The 17317-nt window shown below is 64.8% G+C and carries 18 protein-coding genes and 1 pseudogene; 14 read left to right on the top strand and 5 right to left on the bottom strand.

The annotated features are described in order from the left end of the window. The first annotated feature begins 89 nt into the window (after nt 1-89). Entirely contained in the window at nt 90-248 is a 159-nt protein-coding gene (locus QX121_RS14680) for a hypothetical protein (protein WP_315781062.1), read from the top strand. A gap of 39 nt (nt 249-287) precedes the next feature. Here QX121_RS14680 and QX121_RS14675 read toward each other — a convergent pair whose 3' ends face one another. Further along, complete coding sequence (locus QX121_RS14675) at nt 288-809, bottom strand: hypothetical protein (protein WP_315812292.1); 522 nt, start codon at nt 807-809, stop codon at nt 288-290. Nucleotides 810-1108: 299 nt separating this feature from the next. Here QX121_RS14675 and QX121_RS14670 point away from each other — a divergent pair, with 299 nt between their 5' ends. Together QX121_RS14670 and QX121_RS14665 are read left to right on the top strand one after the other, a co-directional pair. Beyond that, nucleotides 1109-3136 carry a lipase/acyltransferase domain-containing protein gene (locus tag QX121_RS14670; RefSeq protein WP_315812291.1) on the top strand — a complete coding sequence of 676 codons (2028 nt, stop codon included), beginning with the start codon at nt 1109-1111 and terminating at the stop codon, nt 3134-3136. A 74-nt stretch (nt 3137-3210) separates the two neighbouring features. Further along, nucleotides 3211-3345 (top strand): hypothetical protein, encoded by a 135-nt coding sequence (locus tag QX121_RS14665; protein WP_315758917.1) that lies wholly within the window; start codon nt 3211-3213, stop codon nt 3343-3345. A gap of 13 nt (nt 3346-3358) precedes the next feature. On the opposite strand, the gene hpaD is transcribed toward QX121_RS14665, so the two are convergent. Together hpaD and QX121_RS14655 are read right to left on the bottom strand one after the other, a co-directional pair. Further along, nucleotides 3359-4276 (bottom strand): 3,4-dihydroxyphenylacetate 2,3-dioxygenase, encoded by a 918-nt coding sequence (gene hpaD, locus QX121_RS14660; protein ID WP_315797647.1) that lies wholly within the window; start codon nt 4274-4276, stop codon nt 3359-3361. Nucleotides 4277-4459: 183 nt separating this feature from the next. After that, nucleotides 4460-4846, bottom strand: a pseudogene (locus QX121_RS14655) (Hsp20/alpha crystallin family protein); the annotation flags it as partial. A 242-nt stretch (nt 4847-5088) separates the two neighbouring features. Here QX121_RS14655 and QX121_RS14650 point away from each other — a divergent pair. Then, nucleotides 5089-6843: an ATP-binding protein gene (locus tag QX121_RS14650; RefSeq protein ID WP_315739682.1), complete on the top strand. Its 1755-nt coding sequence runs from the start codon at nt 5089-5091 to the stop codon at nt 6841-6843. A 161-nt stretch (nt 6844-7004) separates the two neighbouring features. Continuing rightward, the gene (locus QX121_RS14645; RefSeq protein ID WP_315797645.1) at nt 7005-7589 is read left to right on the top strand and encodes a peroxidase-related enzyme; all 585 of its coding nucleotides are present in this window, start codon (nt 7005-7007) and stop codon (nt 7587-7589) included. A 5-nt stretch (nt 7590-7594) separates the two neighbouring features. Here the strand turns inward: QX121_RS14645 and QX121_RS14640 are convergent, their stop codons facing one another. Further along, on the bottom strand, nt 7595-8221 hold the full coding sequence (locus QX121_RS14640) for a ParB-like protein (RefSeq protein WP_315739680.1): 627 nt from the start codon (nt 8219-8221) through the stop codon (nt 7595-7597). Nucleotides 8222-8460: 239 nt separating this feature from the next. Between QX121_RS14640 and QX121_RS14635 the strand changes: the two genes are divergently transcribed. From QX121_RS14635 to fabF, 9 genes are all read left to right on the top strand, one after another. Then, nucleotides 8461-8811, top strand: a complete 351-nt coding sequence (locus QX121_RS14635) for a hypothetical protein (RefSeq protein ID WP_315812290.1) — start codon at nt 8461-8463, stop codon at nt 8809-8811. Nucleotides 8812-9028: 217 nt separating this feature from the next. Further along, nucleotides 9029-9310: an acyl carrier protein gene (locus tag QX121_RS14630; protein ID WP_006609130.1), complete on the top strand. Its 282-nt coding sequence runs from the start codon at nt 9029-9031 to the stop codon at nt 9308-9310. 9 nt (nt 9311-9319) lie between these two features. Next, nucleotides 9320-9790, top strand: a complete 471-nt coding sequence (locus QX121_RS14625; RefSeq protein WP_315781069.1) for a 3-hydroxyacyl-ACP dehydratase FabZ family protein — start codon at nt 9320-9322, stop codon at nt 9788-9790. Beyond that, on the top strand, nt 9787-10992 hold the full coding sequence (locus QX121_RS14620; protein WP_315739677.1) for a beta-ketoacyl-ACP synthase: 1206 nt from the start codon (nt 9787-9789) through the stop codon (nt 10990-10992). The genes QX121_RS14625 and QX121_RS14620 overlap by 4 nt, the downstream gene beginning before the upstream one ends. A 37-nt stretch (nt 10993-11029) precedes the next feature. Beyond that, nucleotides 11030-12304 carry a beta-ketoacyl-ACP synthase gene (locus QX121_RS14615; RefSeq protein WP_409997704.1) on the top strand — a complete coding sequence of 425 codons (1275 nt, stop codon included), beginning with the start codon at nt 11030-11032 and terminating at the stop codon, nt 12302-12304. A 16-nt stretch (nt 12305-12320) separates the two neighbouring features. Next, nucleotides 12321-13253, top strand: a complete 933-nt coding sequence (locus QX121_RS14610; protein ID WP_315797643.1) for a lipid A biosynthesis lauroyl acyltransferase — start codon at nt 12321-12323, stop codon at nt 13251-13253. Nucleotides 13254-13412: 159 nt separating this feature from the next. After that, nucleotides 13413-13790 (top strand): VOC family protein, encoded by a 378-nt coding sequence (locus QX121_RS14605; protein ID WP_315739675.1) that lies wholly within the window; start codon nt 13413-13415, stop codon nt 13788-13790. 476 nt (nt 13791-14266) lie between these two features. After that, nucleotides 14267-14782, top strand: a complete 516-nt coding sequence (locus tag QX121_RS14600; protein ID WP_315739674.1) for a helix-turn-helix domain-containing protein — start codon at nt 14267-14269, stop codon at nt 14780-14782. 13 nt (nt 14783-14795) lie between these two features. Further along, a complete protein-coding gene (fabF, locus tag QX121_RS14595; protein ID WP_315797641.1) occupies nt 14796-16058 on the top strand; it encodes a beta-ketoacyl-ACP synthase II in 1263 nt (420 codons plus the stop codon). 148 nt (nt 16059-16206) lie between these two features. On the opposite strand, the gene QX121_RS14590 is transcribed toward fabF, so the two are convergent. Then, nucleotides 16207-17313 (bottom strand): polyamine ABC transporter substrate-binding protein, encoded by a 1107-nt coding sequence (locus QX121_RS14590; RefSeq protein WP_315812289.1) that lies wholly within the window; start codon nt 17311-17313, stop codon nt 16207-16209. Nucleotides 17314-17317 lie beyond the last annotated feature (4 nt).

Here is a 17317-nt window from a genome sequence, read left to right as displayed (position 1 = left end):
ATCACGGAATTAACCCGTCATTCACCACGATCCTCATCCAGCCGGAACGATGCAATTTGCTTCAAATTGTCTGGCCAGGGAGACGGGACATGACCAAGCTGACAGACCTCGACGACCAGATTGAGCGGGCCGAGCGGCTCGAGCGGAGCATCACGGACACGCTGACGATCGAGCGGCTGCGCCAATTCGCGGCCAAGTGCCGGCGCGAGCGCGAGCGGCTGTCGCAGCACCGGCAGCACGCGGCCTGAGGGGTTTGATCCGCTTTCGTCGGCGGCGGACGCGGCCGCTCACGAGCAGGTCGTCACCATGTTGGTGCAGAGCTGCCGGGTCCAGCCGATGCCTTTCTTCATGCGGATCTTGGCGAAGTCGCCGAAGCAGCCGAGCAGTTCGACAGCCTGGTCGCCGTTCGCATGCGGATCGAGCTTCGGGCTCGAGGCGGCATGGTCGCGATAGATCACCGCACCGTTCTGCAGGCCGCCGACGCCCACCACGCTCCGATGCACGAAGCCCCTGCCCTGAAAGATCACGCTCTCCTTGCCCTGATCGACGTCGTTCAGCACGGCCCGGTCGATCTCGAACCAGTCGCCCTGCTGCGCGGTGAGATGCACGACGATCCAGCCGTCGCTGGTCGGATTCTTCAGCGCCTTGATGATGCTGCCGCCCGGCTCCGCGCGGACATTGGCGCCGTTCGGATCGCGGTCGGCGATGTCGACCTCGACGTTGCAGGCTTCGCGATGAGGCGCCTGCGCAGCGGCCACGCTCGGCGCCGCGAGCAGCGCCGTCAGCAACAGAATTTTCGTCAGCGTCATGCGGTCAACCGGCCTCGGGTTCCTCTCGCAGAGGTCGCTCCCGTCGTAATGAAGTTCAACCGGCCGGAGGCGGTCCCGGCAAAGCCTTGTGCATCCGCATCCTTGGCAAGGATGTCGGCCGCATCGAAGCGGGCTCGAGCAGCACCTGGTCATTCATCGAGGCGGGCGGCTGCACCTGAAAACCTGTCGTGACGGCCTGACGGTTCGTTGCTATCATGAGTTGTTGATATCCTATACCACCAGTCTCATCCCGCCATGAGACACGCATGTGTTGCGATCAATCTCAATGGAGATCGCCGATGCTTCCGGCCAGGTTTGTCATCGCTGTCATTCTCACGCTTGCTGTTGCGAGCGCTTGCCGCGGGCAGGCCGCGCCGGTGCCAGAGGTTCCGGGAAGCGCGATCATCAAGGACATCCCGCAGCAGACCCGTGACGAGTTCTATGCCAAGCGCCGCGAGATCCGACGGCAGACCGCCCCGCGGGTCCTGTTCGTTCCGGGCATCCTCGGCTCGAAGATCGCCGAATGTCGCGCCGATGGCAGCCAGTGCCGCGACATCTGGGGGACGGCCGGCGCGATTACGCGAAGCGATGTCGATCTGAGCCTGAAGGCGGATCGCCGCTATCAGACCGACGTCGTCGAAACCTTGCTGTTCAGCGACATCTATGGCGGGATCGTCGACCATCTTCGCCAGAAGGCCGGCACGATCGGACCTGACACCTCCGGCGACCCGCTCGTCACCGTATTCTCGTATGACTGGCGGCTCTCCAACGCCTCGAACGCCACGCTGCTGCGCGACCGCATCTGCGACATCCGAGCTGGCGCGGCAAAGTCGCCGATCGTGATCATCGCTCACAGCATGGGCGGACTGATGACCAAGATCTGGGCCGCCCGCTACGCCAAGCAGCCCTGCAGCAACGGCAGCCTGCCCGAGGTGTCGCAGATCGTGTTCGTTGCAACCCCGCATCTCGGATCACCCAAGGCGATCAAGGCCGTCGTCGATGGCTACAACATCCTGTTCGATGAGCTGACCGGGCTGAAGCGTTACCTCGGCTGGTGGGAGCGCAACTATTTGCTGGATTCGATCAATGCGGCGGGCATCTCATTCCCGAGCCTCTACGAGCTGCTGCCGATCCGCAGCAGCGAATATTGCCTCCGGCAAAAGCCTGCGCTGAGCAGAGCGGGGGTGCCGGTCGCGAGCGACAACGACAAACCGGTCAACCTGTTCGACGTCGAGACCTGGCGCAAATACGATCTGCTGCAGCGGATCGGTCTGCCCGCGGTCCGAAACAGCTATTACGACAGGGAGCTCGCGCCGATGCTGAAGAACGCCGAGCAGGTGCTGTGCGAAATCGCTGATTTCGATCCGGCCAGCATTGCCGACGTGTCGTATTTCTTTGGTCGGGAAAAGACCGATCGCACCTATGGCTGGTTCCACCTGCGTAGCGGCAAGGCCGATCGGATCGACGGCACGAAGATCGTCCAGGGCGACGGCACCGTCCCCGTCTACAGCGCGCAGAGCATGCTGGTCAGCAGCACGCGCCAGACCATCGAGGTTCAGGAGGACCATACCAAGATCATCAGCAGCAAGCCCGTGCTCAGCATGATCGACGACCTCTACATCTCCGCGGCGAAGCGGGCCGATCTCCAGACGGCACGCGCGGAGGCCCGATATGCCTCGCTGCTGGCAGCGGAAACCGCCGCGACGCGATCATGGATTCCGGTGTCCTCGGATCCTAAGAACTGGTCGCACAGCGACGACAAGCTCGCGATCGACATCAACAAGCGGGCTCTGGCTGCTGCCGGTGCCAAGCCAGCCGATATCGCCATACTGGCTGTCAATTCCTTCGACGCCGGAGAACGTGCCCGACTCTACGCCGTTGCCGCAGCGACGACGGAGGACAAGAAGCAACAGCTGACCTGGATCGCCGATGCCGCCAATTCGTCCTACGTCGCCGGCCAATACCAGGACGCCATCACCGGCTCGAATTACATTGCGGTCGCAGCCGCAAACACCCTGCCGCAGAACGATCCGACCCTCATTGCCCTGCAGAAATCAGCGGCCGAGGTCGAAGGATGGTCCTATTTGCGCAGCGGCGACCTTACGGCGTTCAACAACCGCGCCTCCTCCTATGCCAACAAGTTCACTGTGGCCAAAGAAGATTTCAAGGAGCCGTCCCAGAAGCAGAATCCGGCCGCACAATGGTTCCTCGCGACAAAGGGGCAGCCGGTCTGGGTCTATGATTCCGGCAATCCTGATTCCTGGGTTACCTACGACCCGTCTGCAGGCAATATTCGCTTCTTTACTCCGATGGCAAATCCGAACTGAAGCATAGCCTCGTTGGCCAACGCACAAGCTCCTGCTCGTCAACAATTTCGTCGGGACACGCTGCAATCATTTCGATGCACTGGACCGACCTCGAGCGCGCGGCCGTCGCCGCGCAACGCTGGTGGCAAAGGGACGAGCTGGCGGCGACGGCCGATCAGGCCCTTCCCGAGGACATCACGGAGATGCTGATGTGTGCGGGCGTCTGGTAGGACACCCCGCCTGCTACAGCCGTCCGCCCGCAAGCGCCGCAGCGCGCGGGCGGCCGATGTCGTCGAGCACATGCGGCATCGGGGTCACCGGGAAGACCGCGTTGATCTGGCCCGTCCCCGACGACGGGAAGAACGGGGTCACGACCTCGACGCCGCGGTCGTAGTGGTTCCAGCCGAGCGCGCCGAGCAGCATGGCTGTATCGTGCATGAAGCCCTCGCCATGGCCCTTGCTGGCATATTCCGGCAGCATGTCGCAGAAATCCGGCCACTCGCCGTGCTCCCACATCTGGATCACCTCGTGGTCGAGCCGCTCCAGGAACGGGCTGAACATGCGGTCGCGATACTCGTCGGCGGTGCCGTTCTGGGCGAAGCGATGGCTCAGCGAGCCCGAGGCGAAGAAGGCCACCGTGCCGTCGTAATGATCCTCGACCGCGCGGCGGAACGCCCAGCCGAGCTTGGCGCTGTCGGCGAGATAATGCGAGGTGCAGAGCGCCGAGACGGAGACGACCTTGAAGTGGCGGTCGGGGTTCATGTAGCGCATCGGCACCAAGGTGCCGTATTCCAGCGCCAGCGACGTCGCATCGTGGGCCATGGTGGCAACGCCATGGGCGTTGGCGCCCTCGGCCAGGATGTGGCCGAGCTCTGGATTGCCGTCGTATTCATACGTCATGTTGGCGATGAAGTGCGGCAGCTCGTTGGAGGTGTAGAGCCCCTCGAAATGCGGCGCGCAATTGATGTGGTAGCCGGCATTGACCAGCCAATGGGTGTCGAACACGACGATGGTGTCGACGCCGGCCTCGCGGCAGCGCCGGCCGATCTCGATATGACCGTCGATCGCCGACTGTCGCTTGCCCTTGGCCGGACCATCCAGCTCGCTGAGATACATCGACGGCACATGCGTGATCTTGGCCGCCAGTGCGAGCTTGCCCATCCTCTCGTCTCCCTTCCGGTCGTTCCCCGGTCCGGCATCGCCGACCGTTTGCTTGGGAGGCAGATTACCCCTGCAGCTCCGCGAAAAAAAGGGCCGCGCGCGCGGCCCTTCCTCGGCGTCCAATCCATCGTCTGTCCCATGATCATGGGACAGCGCGGCGCGCTTGCGCGACTCCGCGCCCGGTCAGGCAGCCTTGATGTCGATGGTCTTGGCGGCCTTCTGCACCTCGGGTTTCTTCGGCAGGGTGACCTTGAGCACGCCCTGCTTGAACACGGCCTCGATCTTGTCGGTGTCGACGCCGTCAGGGATCTGGAAGGAACGTTCGAAGGATCCGAAGCTGCGCTCACGGACGTAATAGTCCTTCTTCTTCTTCTCCTCCTTCTCCTCCTGCTTCTCGCCCTTGATCGAGAGCACGCCGCTCGCAACTTTCACCTCGACGTTCTTCTCGTCGAGGCCGGGCAGCTCAGCCGTGACCTCATAGGCATTGTCGTGCTCGGCGACGTCGACCGCCGGCGCCACGGCAAAGGACCGTGCGCGGGCCAGACCCGGCAGTTGGTCGAACAGCGACGGAAGAGCCTTGGAGATGGTGAACCGGACGTTAATCCGAGCGGCTCGAGCGACGCTTTAGGGAAGGATGCAGAAAGCCTTATGCCGCAAGGTGTTAGGCGCCATTGAGAAGGTGCATTCGCAACGCTCCGCGCGCCCCTCCGACCGCCGGGCTGGGCGGCAGCACGTTCACAAACATTGCCCGCTTAACAAATTTTCCAGTCCCAGCAGAGAAGGTGTCAGCTCAACAATTCACCACAGGTTTCATGACCGTGACATCCTTCGGACGCGTGATCTCGGTGCGGGGCTCCCAGGCCCGCGTCGGCATTCTGTCGACCCAGCAGATGACCGTTTCCGATATCCGCGCCACAGTCGGCCGTTTCATCAGCATTCGCTGCCCGAGCGCCACGATCATTGCGATCATCACCGAGGTGACCAGCGAAGACCTGTCGCATGCCAGCGAATACGTCGCGACGGCGTCGGTGGACCTGCTGGGCGAGATCCTCGGACCGGCCGAACGGCCCAAGTTCCAGCGCGGCGTCACCCACTACCCGACCATCGGCGACGCCGTCGACATGATCACGAGCGAGGAGCTGCGCACGATCTACACGCCGACCGCCGGCGACCACATCGACATCGGCGCGCTGCAGCAGGACACCTCCGTGCGCGCCTGTGTCAATGTCGAGGAAATGCTGTCGAAACACTTCGCCGTGCTCGGTTCGACCGGCGTCGGCAAATCGACGGGCGTGTCGCTCTTGCTCAACGAGATCCTCAAGGCGCGGCCGAACCTGCGCATCTTCCTGCTCGACGTCCACAACGAATATGGCCGCTGCTTCGGCGAGCGCGCGCTGGTGCTGAACCCCCGCAATCTGAAGCTGCCGTTCTGGCTGTTCAATTTCGAGGAGATCGTCGACGTCCTGTTCGGCGGCCGGCCCGGCGTGCCGGAGGAGCTCGACATCCTCGCCGAGGTGATCCCGCTGGCGAAGGGCATCTACACCCAATACCAGAATACGGACCGCATCGGGCTCAAGCGCGTCGATCCCAAGATGGTCGGCTACACCGTCGATACGCCGGTGCCCTACCGCCTTGTCGACCTCATCAACCTGATCGACGAGCGCATGGGCAAGCTGGAGAACCGCTCCTCGCGCATCATCTATCACAAGCTGATCTCGCGCATCGAGACCGTGCGCAACGACCCGCGCTACGCCTTCATGTTCGACAACGCCAATGTCGGCGGCGACACCATGGCGGAGGTCATCAGCCATCTGTTCCGCCTGCCGGCCAACGGCCGCCCGATGACGGTGATGCAGCTCGCCGGCTTCCCGGCCGAGGTCGTCGATTCCGTCGTCTCGGTCGTGTGCCGCATGGCGTTCGATTTCGGCCTGTGGAGCGACGGCGTCTCGCCGCTGTTGTTCGTCTGCGAGGAAGCGCACCGCTACGCCTCCGCAGACCGTTCGATCGGCTTCGGTCCGACCCGCAAGGCGATCTCGCGCATCGCCAAGGAAGGCCGCAAATACGGCGTCTATCTCGGCCTCATCACCCAGCGGCCGGCCGAGCTCGACGCCACCATCATCTCCCAGTGCAACACGCTGTTCACGATGCGCCTCGCCAACGAGCGCGACCAGTCGCTGCTGCGCTCGGCGGTCTCCGACGCCGCCGCCAACCTGCTCTCCTTCGTTCCCTCGCTCGGCACCCGCGAGGTGCTGGCCTTCGGCGAAGGCGTCGCGCTACCAACCCGGCTGCGCTTCAAGGAGGTGCCGCTGCATCAATTGCCGCGCAGCGAGGCGACGATCGCGACTGTCCGCTCGGTCAATGCCGGACACGACATGCATTTCGTCAGTGCCGTGCTGGAGCGCTGGCGCGGAGCGACCTCGAGCCGCGACGCTGCGAGCGGCGACAGCGGCGCCGGCAGCCTCGGAGATCGCGGCAACCTGTCGGCCTCGCTGGACGCGCCGATGCTGCAGCCCTCGATGGGCCTCGATCCGGACCGCTTCTCGCTGCTGAAGAAGCCGCTGCGCTGAATACGGCGGCGGCCCCCTCTTAAATCTCGATCGACGACGCCTTCGAGAAGGCGTTGCGGGCATTCCGCCACGGAGCGAGGTGATGGGCTGAGCTGGACCGTTGCGCCTGCGCCGCGATCCACTAAGGTTCGCCCCCTGCCACACATGCCGGACCCGTTGCCATGACCCAGCCCGCCATCAGCCGCTTTCCCGTTCCCGCAATCGACGCCCTGCCGGACGACATCCGCACCCGGCTGCTCGGCGTGCAGGAGAAGAGCGGCTTCGTGCCCAACGTGTTCCTGACGCTCGCGCACCGGCCGGACGAGTTCCGCGCGTTCTTTGCGTATCACGACGCGCTGATGGAGAAGGACGGCGGGCTGACCAAAGCCGAGCGCGAGATGATCGTTGTCGCGACGTCGAGCGCCAACCAGTGCCAGTATTGCGTGATCGCGCACGGCGCGATCCTGCGCATCCGCGCCAAGAATCCCCTGCTCGCCGACCAGATCGCGATCAACTACCGGAAAGCGGACATCACGCCGCGGCAGCGGGCGATGCTCGATTTCGCAATGAAGGTGGCGCTGGAGGCGCAGACGGTCGGGGACGCCGATTTCAAGGCGCTGGCCGGCCACGGTTTCAGCGACGACGACATCTGGGACATCGCCGCAATCGCGGCGTTCTTCGCGTTGTCGAACCGGATGGCAAATGTCACGGGCATGCGGCCCAACGACGAGTTCTATCTGATGGGGCGGCTGCCCAAGGCGAAGTGAGCCAGTCAGTCGTCCGACGCGGGTCCGCACCAGCCGGGCAGATAGACGGCGTCGTGGCTCTTTGCGGCCGCCAGCGCGTGCTCCATGGCGGCGGCGAAATGGGTCTCGACCGTCTTGCGCTTGACCTTGCGGCGCAGGAAGTCGGCCCATAGGAACTCGCTGAACGGCGTCGTGTCCTTGGCAAAGCCGCCGGCGCGGCGCAACTCGCCGGCCAGGCTGCGGAACGGATCGTCCTTCATATCCGCGACGGTCTTCGGCAGGTCCTTGAAATGCCGCCGCTCGCCCTTGGCGTCGTAAGGATAGGCCCAACGCTTGTTGTCCATCACGCCCCAGAACGCCTCGCGATCGACCATCGACAGATCGCCGATCACCGTGACCAGCACGTCCTTGACGCCCTCGTCATGGAGCGCGCGGGCGAGGTGATGGTGGTCGACGACGTAGTGCCGCTGGTCGGGACCGAGCACCACCGGGATCATGTGCTTGCCGAGCAGCTCGGCCTGCTTCTTCTTCGACTTGTGCTCGCGCCAGCGCTCGCGCTTCTCCTTCACTTCGCGCATGCCGACGGTCATCTGCGTCGGGCGCAGCGACAGGATCGGCACAGGATGAAGCAGCGGCTCGCGGGTATTGGCCATGGCCTGGGCTCCCGGGGGATGATCAGCATTATGCCACGCCTGCCGAGCCGTTCCAGTGCATCTGCCCGTAGCTGCGACGCCGTTCGGACCGGTCGCGGCAGGTTCCAACCACCCGCGGAGCGGGCGCCGATTGGATGCATCCGAGGAGGGAGATGTTTTGCTGATGCAGCTCAATTGTGGCAAAGTTTCTTTGTGAGAGGTTGGGCCCGCGTGCTAAAAAGGACCATCGGAGTCGAGGCATGAAGTCCCAGCGCCCCATTGCAGCGGAGGAGGAGCATCGCGTGGTGCCGTTCCGGCCGCGCAGCAGTCCGGTGCGGCGCGTGACCGAGGGCGGCAGCCCGCCGATTCAGCTGCATCGGCGCGAGCGGCCGACACTCGATCTCTCCCGATATGAACAGCCGCGCGAAGAGCCCGACGATTTCCGTCACCGCATCCTGGCCAACATCGCGGCGATCGCCTTCACGGTCGCGTTGACCGCGATCGGCATCTGGCTGGCGATGAGCATTGCCGACCTGCGCAAGACCCAGGACTGCCTGCTGACCGGACGGCACGACTGCGCCCGCATCATCACCGAGACCTACACGCCCTGATCCCTGCTGGACGCCGCTCGGCCGCCAGCGGCGGAGCATCACAATCCCGCCACAACCGCCGTGTCCGGCTCCATTGAACTCACCGCGTCGCTCCGATATACGGGCACACGACTCCCGGGCGGCGGGGGTAGAAGGGCTCGCATCAGACGGCCCCGGGGGCGCGGTGTCCTCCCGTCGCCACCTACCGGATTAGCTCCAAAATATCAAAGGCTTAGTGATGTCCTCAACATTCGATCAGGTCGCCACGATCATCGCTGAAACCTGCGACATCCCGCGCGACACGATCACGCCGGATAGCCACGCCATCGACGATCTGGGCATCGACAGCCTCGATTTCCTCGACATCGCGTTTGCGATCGACAAGGCCTTCGGGATCAAGCTGCCGCTCGAGAAGTGGACGCAGGAAGTCAACGACGGCAAAGCCAGCACCGAGCAGTATTTCGTGCTGAAGAACCTGTGCGCCCGCATCGACGAGCTGGTCGCCGCCAAGGGCGCCTGAGCGCCCGCCATGCAAATCGAATATTTCCTGCTCATCGACCGCATTCTTGACCTCCGACTGGACGAGAAGGCCATCACTGTCGAAGCCAAGGTTCCCACCGAGAGCACGATCTTCGAAGGACACTTTCCGGGCTATCCGATCATGCCCGGTGTTCTCTTGATCGAGTCCATGGCCCAGACGTCCGGCTGGCTGCTGCTCGCGCTGATGAAGTTCGAGCGGATGCCGTTCCTCGCCGCCGTGAAGGAAGCCAAGATGCGCGGCTTCGTGTCGCCGGGCGAGGTGCTGACCGTCGAGGCCAACGTGCTGCACGAGGGCTCCGGCTACGCCGTGACCGAAGCGCGCGTGAAGGTCGGCGGCAAGCTGCGCTCGAACGCGACGATCACTTTCAGCCACGTCCCCTTCCCCAATCCGGAGCTGCGCGGACACATGGACGCCGTCGCCAAGCGCGTCGGCTTTCCGCAACAGGTCCTGCAGCGATGAGTGAGACGACAGCCGTGACCTCCAATCCCGTCGAAGTCTGGATCACCGGTATCGGTCTTGCGACCTCGCTTGGCGAGGGACTCGATGCGAACTGGGACGCCCTCAACTCCGGCCAGATCAACATCGACGAGCAGGGTTTCGCGCCCTACATCGTGCATCCCTGGGCCAAGGTGAATCTGGAAGCGCAGATCCCCAAGAAGGAGCAGCGCCAGATGGAGGCGTGGCAGCGCATCGGCACCTATGCCGCCGGGCTGGCGCTGGATTCCGCCGGCCTCAAGGGCAACAAGGACATCCTGTCCCGGATGGACATGATCGTGGCCGCGGGCGGCGGCGAGCGCGACATCTCCGTCGACATCGCGATCCTCAACGCGGAAGCCCAGGGCAATTGCACGCCCGGCTTCCTGAACGACCGGCTGATGAACGACCTGCGCCCGACCCTGTTCCTGGCGCAGTTGTCCAACCTGCTCGCCGGCAACATCGCGATCTCGCACGGCGTCTGCGGCACCTCGCGCACCTTCATGGGCGAGGAGGTTGCGGGCGTCGACGCCTTCAAGATCGCTTTGGCCCGCATCGCCGGCGGCCAGAGCGACATCGCTCTGGTCGGCGGCTCGCATAATGGCGAGCGCAAGGATCTGCTCGTGCTGTACGAGTTCGGCGACTACAATCTGAAGAACGAGTTCAAGCCGGTCTGGGCCCGCAAGGACCATCCGGGCTTCGCGCTCGGATCGGCCGGCGCGTTCCTGGTGCTGGAATCCAAGCCGCATGCCGAGGCCCGCGGCGCCAAGCCGCTGGCGCGGCTCAGCAAGGTCGTCGCCGACCGCGCCCGCCGCAAGGAGGCAGGTGCCGTCACCGGGACGCTCGACCGTCTTTGGTCGGCGCTGGACGTGCATGACGCGCCGGGCGCGATCATCACCGGCGCGACCGGTGCCGAGCCCGTGACGTCGGAGGAACGCGCGTTCCTCGACCATCACAAATCCTACGCCGTGCGCTCGAGCGGCACCCGCTTCGGCCACACGATGGAGGCGCATTTCGCGCTCGATCTCGCGCTGGCGGCGCTGTCGATCTCGCGCGGTGCCCTGTTCGCACCGGGCGACTCCTCGGGCGTCGAGGCGGACATGAAGGAGGCTCCGACCCAGATCGTAGTGGTCGGCGCCGGCCATTACCGCGGCGAAGGCATGGCCTTGGTCGAAGCAGTCAAGTGAACGCGGCTCGGCCGATCGATTCACGACGGGGGACATCATGAGTGTACGCGACAAGTTTGGACGTCCCATCGTGGTCGTGACCGGGATGGGGATCGTCACCTCGCTCGGGGCCGGCAAGTCGGACAATTGGAACAAGCTCGTTGCGGGCGAGTCCGGCATCCGCACCATCACGCGCTTCCCGATCGACGGCCTGAAGACGACGATGGCCGGCACGGTCGACTTCGTTCCCGTGGCCCCGTTCACGTCGACGGGTCTGTCCGAACGGCTGGGCCACATGGCCGTTGAGGAAGCCATCGCGCAGGCCGGGATCGGCTCCAAGGGCGACTTCCCGGGGCCGCTGTTTCTCGCCGTCGCCCCGGTCGAGATCGAATGGCCGCAGCGGCTCGAGCTCGCGCACGAGGTCGGCGGCACCCAGTTCACCTATGACGACCTGCTGAAGGTCTGCGGCGGCGGCAAGTTCGTCAACTATCACCACCGCTTCCTGTTCGGCTCGGTGGCCGATTCGCTGTCCGACACATTCGGCACCAAGGGCTCGCCGATCTCGCTGTCGACCGCCTGCGCCTCCGGCGCGACCGCGATCCAGCTCGGCGTCGAGGCGATCCGGCGCGGTGAGACCGACGTCGCGCTATGCGCCGCCACCGAAGGCTCGGTCAATCCGGAGGGGCTCGTGCGCTTCTCGCTGCTGTCGGCGCTGTCGACCCAGAACGACCCGCCGCAAGGCGCCTCGAAGCCGTTCTCGAAGAACCGCGACGGCTTCGTGATGGCCGAGGGCGCCGGGGCGCTGGTGCTGGAGAGCTATGATGCGGCGGTCGCGCGCGGCGCCAAGATCCTCGGCGTCGTCGCCGGCTGCGGCGAGCTGACCGACTCCTTCCACCGCACCCGCTCCTCGCCGGACGGCAAGCCGATCATCGGCTGCATCCGCAAGGCGCTGGCCGACGCCGGCATGGCGCCGGAGCAGATCGACCATATCAACGCCCACGGCACCGCCACGCCCGAGAACGACAAGATGGAATATGTCGGCGTCTCCGCCGTGTTCGGCGAGCACACCGGCAAGATCCCGGTGTCGTCGAACAAGTCGATGGTCGGGCATACGATCTCGGCGGCCGGCGCGGTCGAGGCGATCTTCTCGCTGCAGACGCTCGAGCATCAGCGGATTCCGCCGACCATCAACTACGACATTCCGGATCCCGCGATCCTGTTCGACGTCGTCGGCAACAAGGCCCGCGACGCGCGGGTCACCACCGTGATGTCGAATTCGTTCGGCTTCGGCGGCCAGAACGCCTCGCTGATCCTGACGCGCGAACCGGCCTGATCCGCCGCTGCCATCGATGAGTCTCCTGCCACTCCGGACCAAGCTCGTGATCCGCCGAGCCGTGAAGTCGGCCGGGGCTTCCGCCGTCGGCGCGCTGACGGTCGGCATGCTCAGGACCACGCGCTATTTCGACCCGCAGAAGACGGCCGACCGCTTCGCGCGCCTCGCGCAGATGATCGGGCCACGCCTGCGCGAGCAGCGCATCGGTCGCGACAATCTCACCGCGGCCTTCCCGGAGAAATCGCCCGCGGAGATCGAGAAGATCCTCGCCGGCGTGTGGGACAATCTCGGCCGCGTCGGCGCCGAGTTCGCCCATCTCGACAAGATCTGGGATTACGACGAGGCGCATCCCGAGCTCAGCCGGATCGAGCTGTCGCCGCGCACCCATGAGCTGTTTCATCAGCTCCGTCTCGACGGCAAGCCGGCCCTGATCTTTGCCAGCCATCTCGCCAATTGGGAGATGCCGGCGCTGGCGGCGGTCGCCCATAAGCTCGATACGGCCATCCTTTATCGCCGACCCAACATCGCCGCCGCCGACCGCATCATCCAGGAGATTCGGCAGGTCAAGATGGGCACACTGGTCCCGGCCGGCCGCGACGCGCCGCTGCGGCTGGCACAGGCGCTCAAGAACGGCCAGCACGTTGCCATGCTGGTCGATCAGTATCTGACCGGTGGCGTCGAGGTCACCTTCTTCGGCCGCAAGACCCGCGCCAATCCGATGCTGGCTCGCCTGTTACGCCAGGTCGAATGCCCCGTGCACGGCGTCCGCATCATCCGCCTTCCCGGCAATCGCTTCCGCGCCGAAGTGTCGGAGGAAGTGAAGCCGGTGCGGACGGCCGACGGTCAGATCGACATCCAGGGCACGACGCAGGCGGTCACCGACGTCGTCGAGGGCTGGATCCGCGAATATCCGGAGCAGTGGCTTTGGCTGCACCGGCGCTGGCGGTAGTCGGCGCCGTACCAAATTCCACCACGAGGAAGCCGGTCCGCAGCATCCCATTCCGTCGATCGGCCCATCCGAACAAAACCCTTACCTCTTGCACCAACGGCCGCTACCTTGGCCGCCTATCCGACAGCTGTTCGGAAGCTCCAGGGAGGATAAGCGCGAATGTTTTCGCATGTGATGATCGGCACCAACGACCTCGACAAGGCCAAGGCCTTCTACGACAAGCTGCTGGGGACGCTGGGCGTGCGCCCGGCCAGGGTCGACGGCCACCGCATCTTCTACATCACGCCGACCGGCATCTTCTCGGTGTCAAAGCCGATCAACGGCCAGCCCGCGACCCCTGCCAATGGCGGCACCATCGGCTTTGCCTGCAGCTCGCCCGAACAGGCTGACGCGTGGCATGCAGCGGGCCTGGAAGCCGGCGGCACCACCTGCGAAAATCCGCCCGGCATCCGCGAAGGTTCGACGGGCAAGCTTTACCTCGCCTACTTGCGCGACCTCGACGGCAACAAGCTCTGCGCCATGCATCGGTTGGGGTGATCCGAGAGGTTGCCAACGGCGGGGATCGCCCATTGCCGGGCGGTTCCGGTCGATGAAGGCGCGGGGCTGACGATCGACTGGGACACGCCCGTTGGGCCTGATCAGGTCGCGCACCAGTCAGCGCAAAAGATGGACGCCGCGCGACAGCGGACCGCCAAGAGGGCTTTCGTCCAAACCTCGATCAAGCTCGACGACCCCGTCATTCCAAACGCTGATCTGAATGGATCTCGGCGCGGCCGGTGACGGCTACGCGGTCGTCTGGTCGCGCCGACGCCATCAAAGCGGCGCATCACTCGCCGCCAGCTCGCTGAAGTGCCGTCCACCCCACCTGCAGACGACCCCGCTCAGTCGCCGGGAGCGACGAGCCGCGCTGTCCGACCGTCATGGTCGCGCGTGTGAAGCGCCCGGCACCAGCGTGCGGGCACGGCTCTGGCTTGTGACTTGCAATTAGCAAGTTACTCGGGCATGGTGGCGGTATGCAGCCGAAGAAATTCAAATCTGCGGAATGTCCCGCCGCACGGGCGGTCGAGTGCGTCGGCGAGTGGTGGAGCATTCTGATCTTGCGCGACGCGTTCCAGGGACTCACTCGCTTCGACGAATTTCAGGACAGCCTGGGTATCGCGTCCAACATCCTGTCGCGTCGCCTCGCACATCTCACCGATACGGGCATGTTCGAACGGCGGCTCTATAACGAACACCCGCCCCGATACGAATATGTCCTCACCCCCAAGGGCCAAGACTTCTTCCCGGTCGTGGTGGCGATGTTCGCGTGGGGAAACAGGCACCTCGCCCCCGAGGGCAAATCGATTGTCATGGCTGATCGCAACAGCGCACGCACGTTCGATCCGGTCGTGGTGGATGCCTGCAGCAAGACGCCGATCACGCCGACGAACGCGGTGCTTCTCCCTGGTCCGCGAGCAAGCGCAGGCATGCGCAAGCGTCTCGCCTCGATCCGAGCAATGCGCCCGGAGACGTCTTCCTCGCCAGACTAGCTAGGAGAGCAGCATGCGTCGGATTGTCGTGACGGGATTGGGTGTCGTGTCCCCTTTGGGATGCGGCGTTGAACTTGCGTGGGCGCGTCTGCTGTCCGGCCGGTCGGGACTCCGCGCGCTACCCGAATGGGCTGCAGCCTTGCCGGCCAAAGTCGCCGGGATCGTGCCCAGCAAGAGCGAGGATGCCGAGGGTGGCTTCGATGCCGACCTTGCCGCATCGCCAAAGGACCAGCGTAGGATGGACCGGTTCATCATTTTCGCCTTGGCGGCTGCCGCCGAGGCGATCGCCCAGGCCGGATGGGCGCCCGCTGATGCACACGCGGCCGGACGAACCGCCACGATCATCGCGTCCGGCATCGGCGGTTTTCCGGCTATCGTCGAGGCGGTCAGGACCACCGAGCAGCGAGGCGTGCAACGGCTGTCGCCTTTCACAGTACCATCATTCCTGCCCAATCTCGCAGCGGGTCATGTCAGCATCCGGTTTGGCTTCAAGGGACCCGTAGGAACGCCGGTTACCGCATGCGCAGCGGGCGTACAGGCGATCGGCGATGGAGCTCGCCTGATCCGATCGGGCGAAGCTGACATTGCGGTGTGTGGCGGCACGGAGGCCTGCATCGACCTCGTCAGCTTGGGAGGTTTCGCCGCGGCTCGGGCGCTATCGACCCGCTTCAATGACACGCCGGACCGCGCGTCCCGGCCGTTCGATCGAGACCGCGACGGCTTCGTCATGGGGGAAGGCGCCGGCGTCCTGGTGATCGAGGAGTTGGAGCATGCGCTTGCACGCGGGGCGTCGCCAATTGCCGAGATCGTTGGCTATGGCACAACCAGCGACGCCTTTCACATCACGTCCGGGCCCGAGGACGGCGAAGGCGCGCGTCGCGCAATGGAGGCTGCGCTGCGACAGGCCGGGCTCGAACCGGGCGACGTGCAGCATCTGAACGCTCACTCGACCTCCACGCCGTCGGGCGACCGCAGCGAGCTCGAAGCGATCAAGGCGGTGTTCGGGTGCGACAGGCGCATTGCCGTGAGCGCGACAAAATCATCGACCGGCCATCTCCTCGGAGCAGCCGGTGGGCTGGAATCGATCTTCACCGTTCTGGCTCTGCGCGATCAGATCGCGCCGCCGACCCGCAATATCACCACGCCCGACGCAGCGGCCGACAGTGTGGACCTGGTCCGCGGTGAACCGAGATCGATGAGAATGGACCGTGCGATCTCGAACGGCTTTGGCTTCGGCGGAGTCAACGCCAGCATCGTTTTCCAGCGCTGGTCGTGACCCTTTCGAGTCAGGTTCAACCGCATCGACGATCCCGTACGCGCCCACGCGCCTACGGGCTCGAGCCATCCTTTACGCTTCGCCATGCTGCTGACTGTTGCGCGATGTTGTCATCCAGAGACAATCGTCTCGGACACCAGGTGTCGCGTCACCGCCCCGTCTTCACCTTGGTCCACAACCGGTTGATGGTCCGCTGCGTGGCCGGATCGCGGGCGGTGATGACGAACAGCTTCTTCAGCATCGCCTCGTCCGGATAGATGTTCTTGTCGCCGAGGATCTTCGGGTCGATCAGCTTCTGGCTGGCCAGGTTGCCATTGGCATAGGACAGGAAGTCCGAGTTCTTGGCGGCGATCTCAGGGCGGTAGAGGTAGTTGATCAGCGCATACGCCTCAGCCACGTGCGGGGCGTCGGCGGGAATCGCAAAATTGTCGAAGAACATCTGCGCGCCCTCCTTCGGGATGGCGTAGCCGATCTCGATGCCGTTCTTGGCCTCCTCGGCGCGGCTGCGCGCCTGCATGATGTCGCCGGACCAGCCGACCACCAGGCAGATCTCGCCGGTGGCGAGCGCGCTCAGATACTCCGACGAATGAAACTTGCGGACAGACGACGCAACCTTGCCGACCACGTCGGCCGCCTTCTCCAGGTCGGCCTGCTTGGTCGAGTTCGGATCGAGACCGAGGAAGTTGAGCGCCGCCGGAAGGATGTCGTCGGCGGAATCCAGCATGTGGACGCCGCAATCCTTGAACTTGGCGAGGTTCTCCGGCTTGAACACCATGTCCCAGCTGTCGATCCGCGCGCCGGGACCCAGGATCTTCTCGACCGCCTTGACGTTGTAGCCGATCCCGGTCGTGCCCCACATGTAGTTGGCCGCGAACTGATTGCCGGGGTCGTAGGTGGCGAGACGCTCAGTGACGACAGGCCACGCGTTGGCGAGATTCGGCAGCTTCGACTTGTCGAGCGGCTGGAAGATCTTTGCCTTGATCTGGCGCTGCAGGAAATACGCGGTCGGAACCACGACGTCGTAGCCGGATTTGCCGGCGAGCAGCCGCGTCTCCAGGGTCTCGTTGGCGTCGAACGTGTCGTAGACGACCTTGATGCCGGTCTCCTTGGTGAAGTCGTCAAGGACACCTGGCGCCATGTAGTTCGACCAGTTGTAGAAGTTGACGACGCGCTCCTCGGCGCGCCCCGCCGGCACCGTGAGCGCCAGCGCCGCGACAGCCAGCACCAGAGCCGAACCCATGCAGCCGCGCGTCATCACT

The sequence above is a fragment of the Bradyrhizobium sp. SZCCHNR2028 genome (genome assembly GCF_032380995.1).
GTDB lineage: Bacteria > Pseudomonadota > Alphaproteobacteria > Rhizobiales > Xanthobacteraceae > Bradyrhizobium.
The sequence above is the reverse complement of the archived record's forward strand: the minus strand, read 5'-3'. Positions and strand labels throughout refer to the sequence as shown.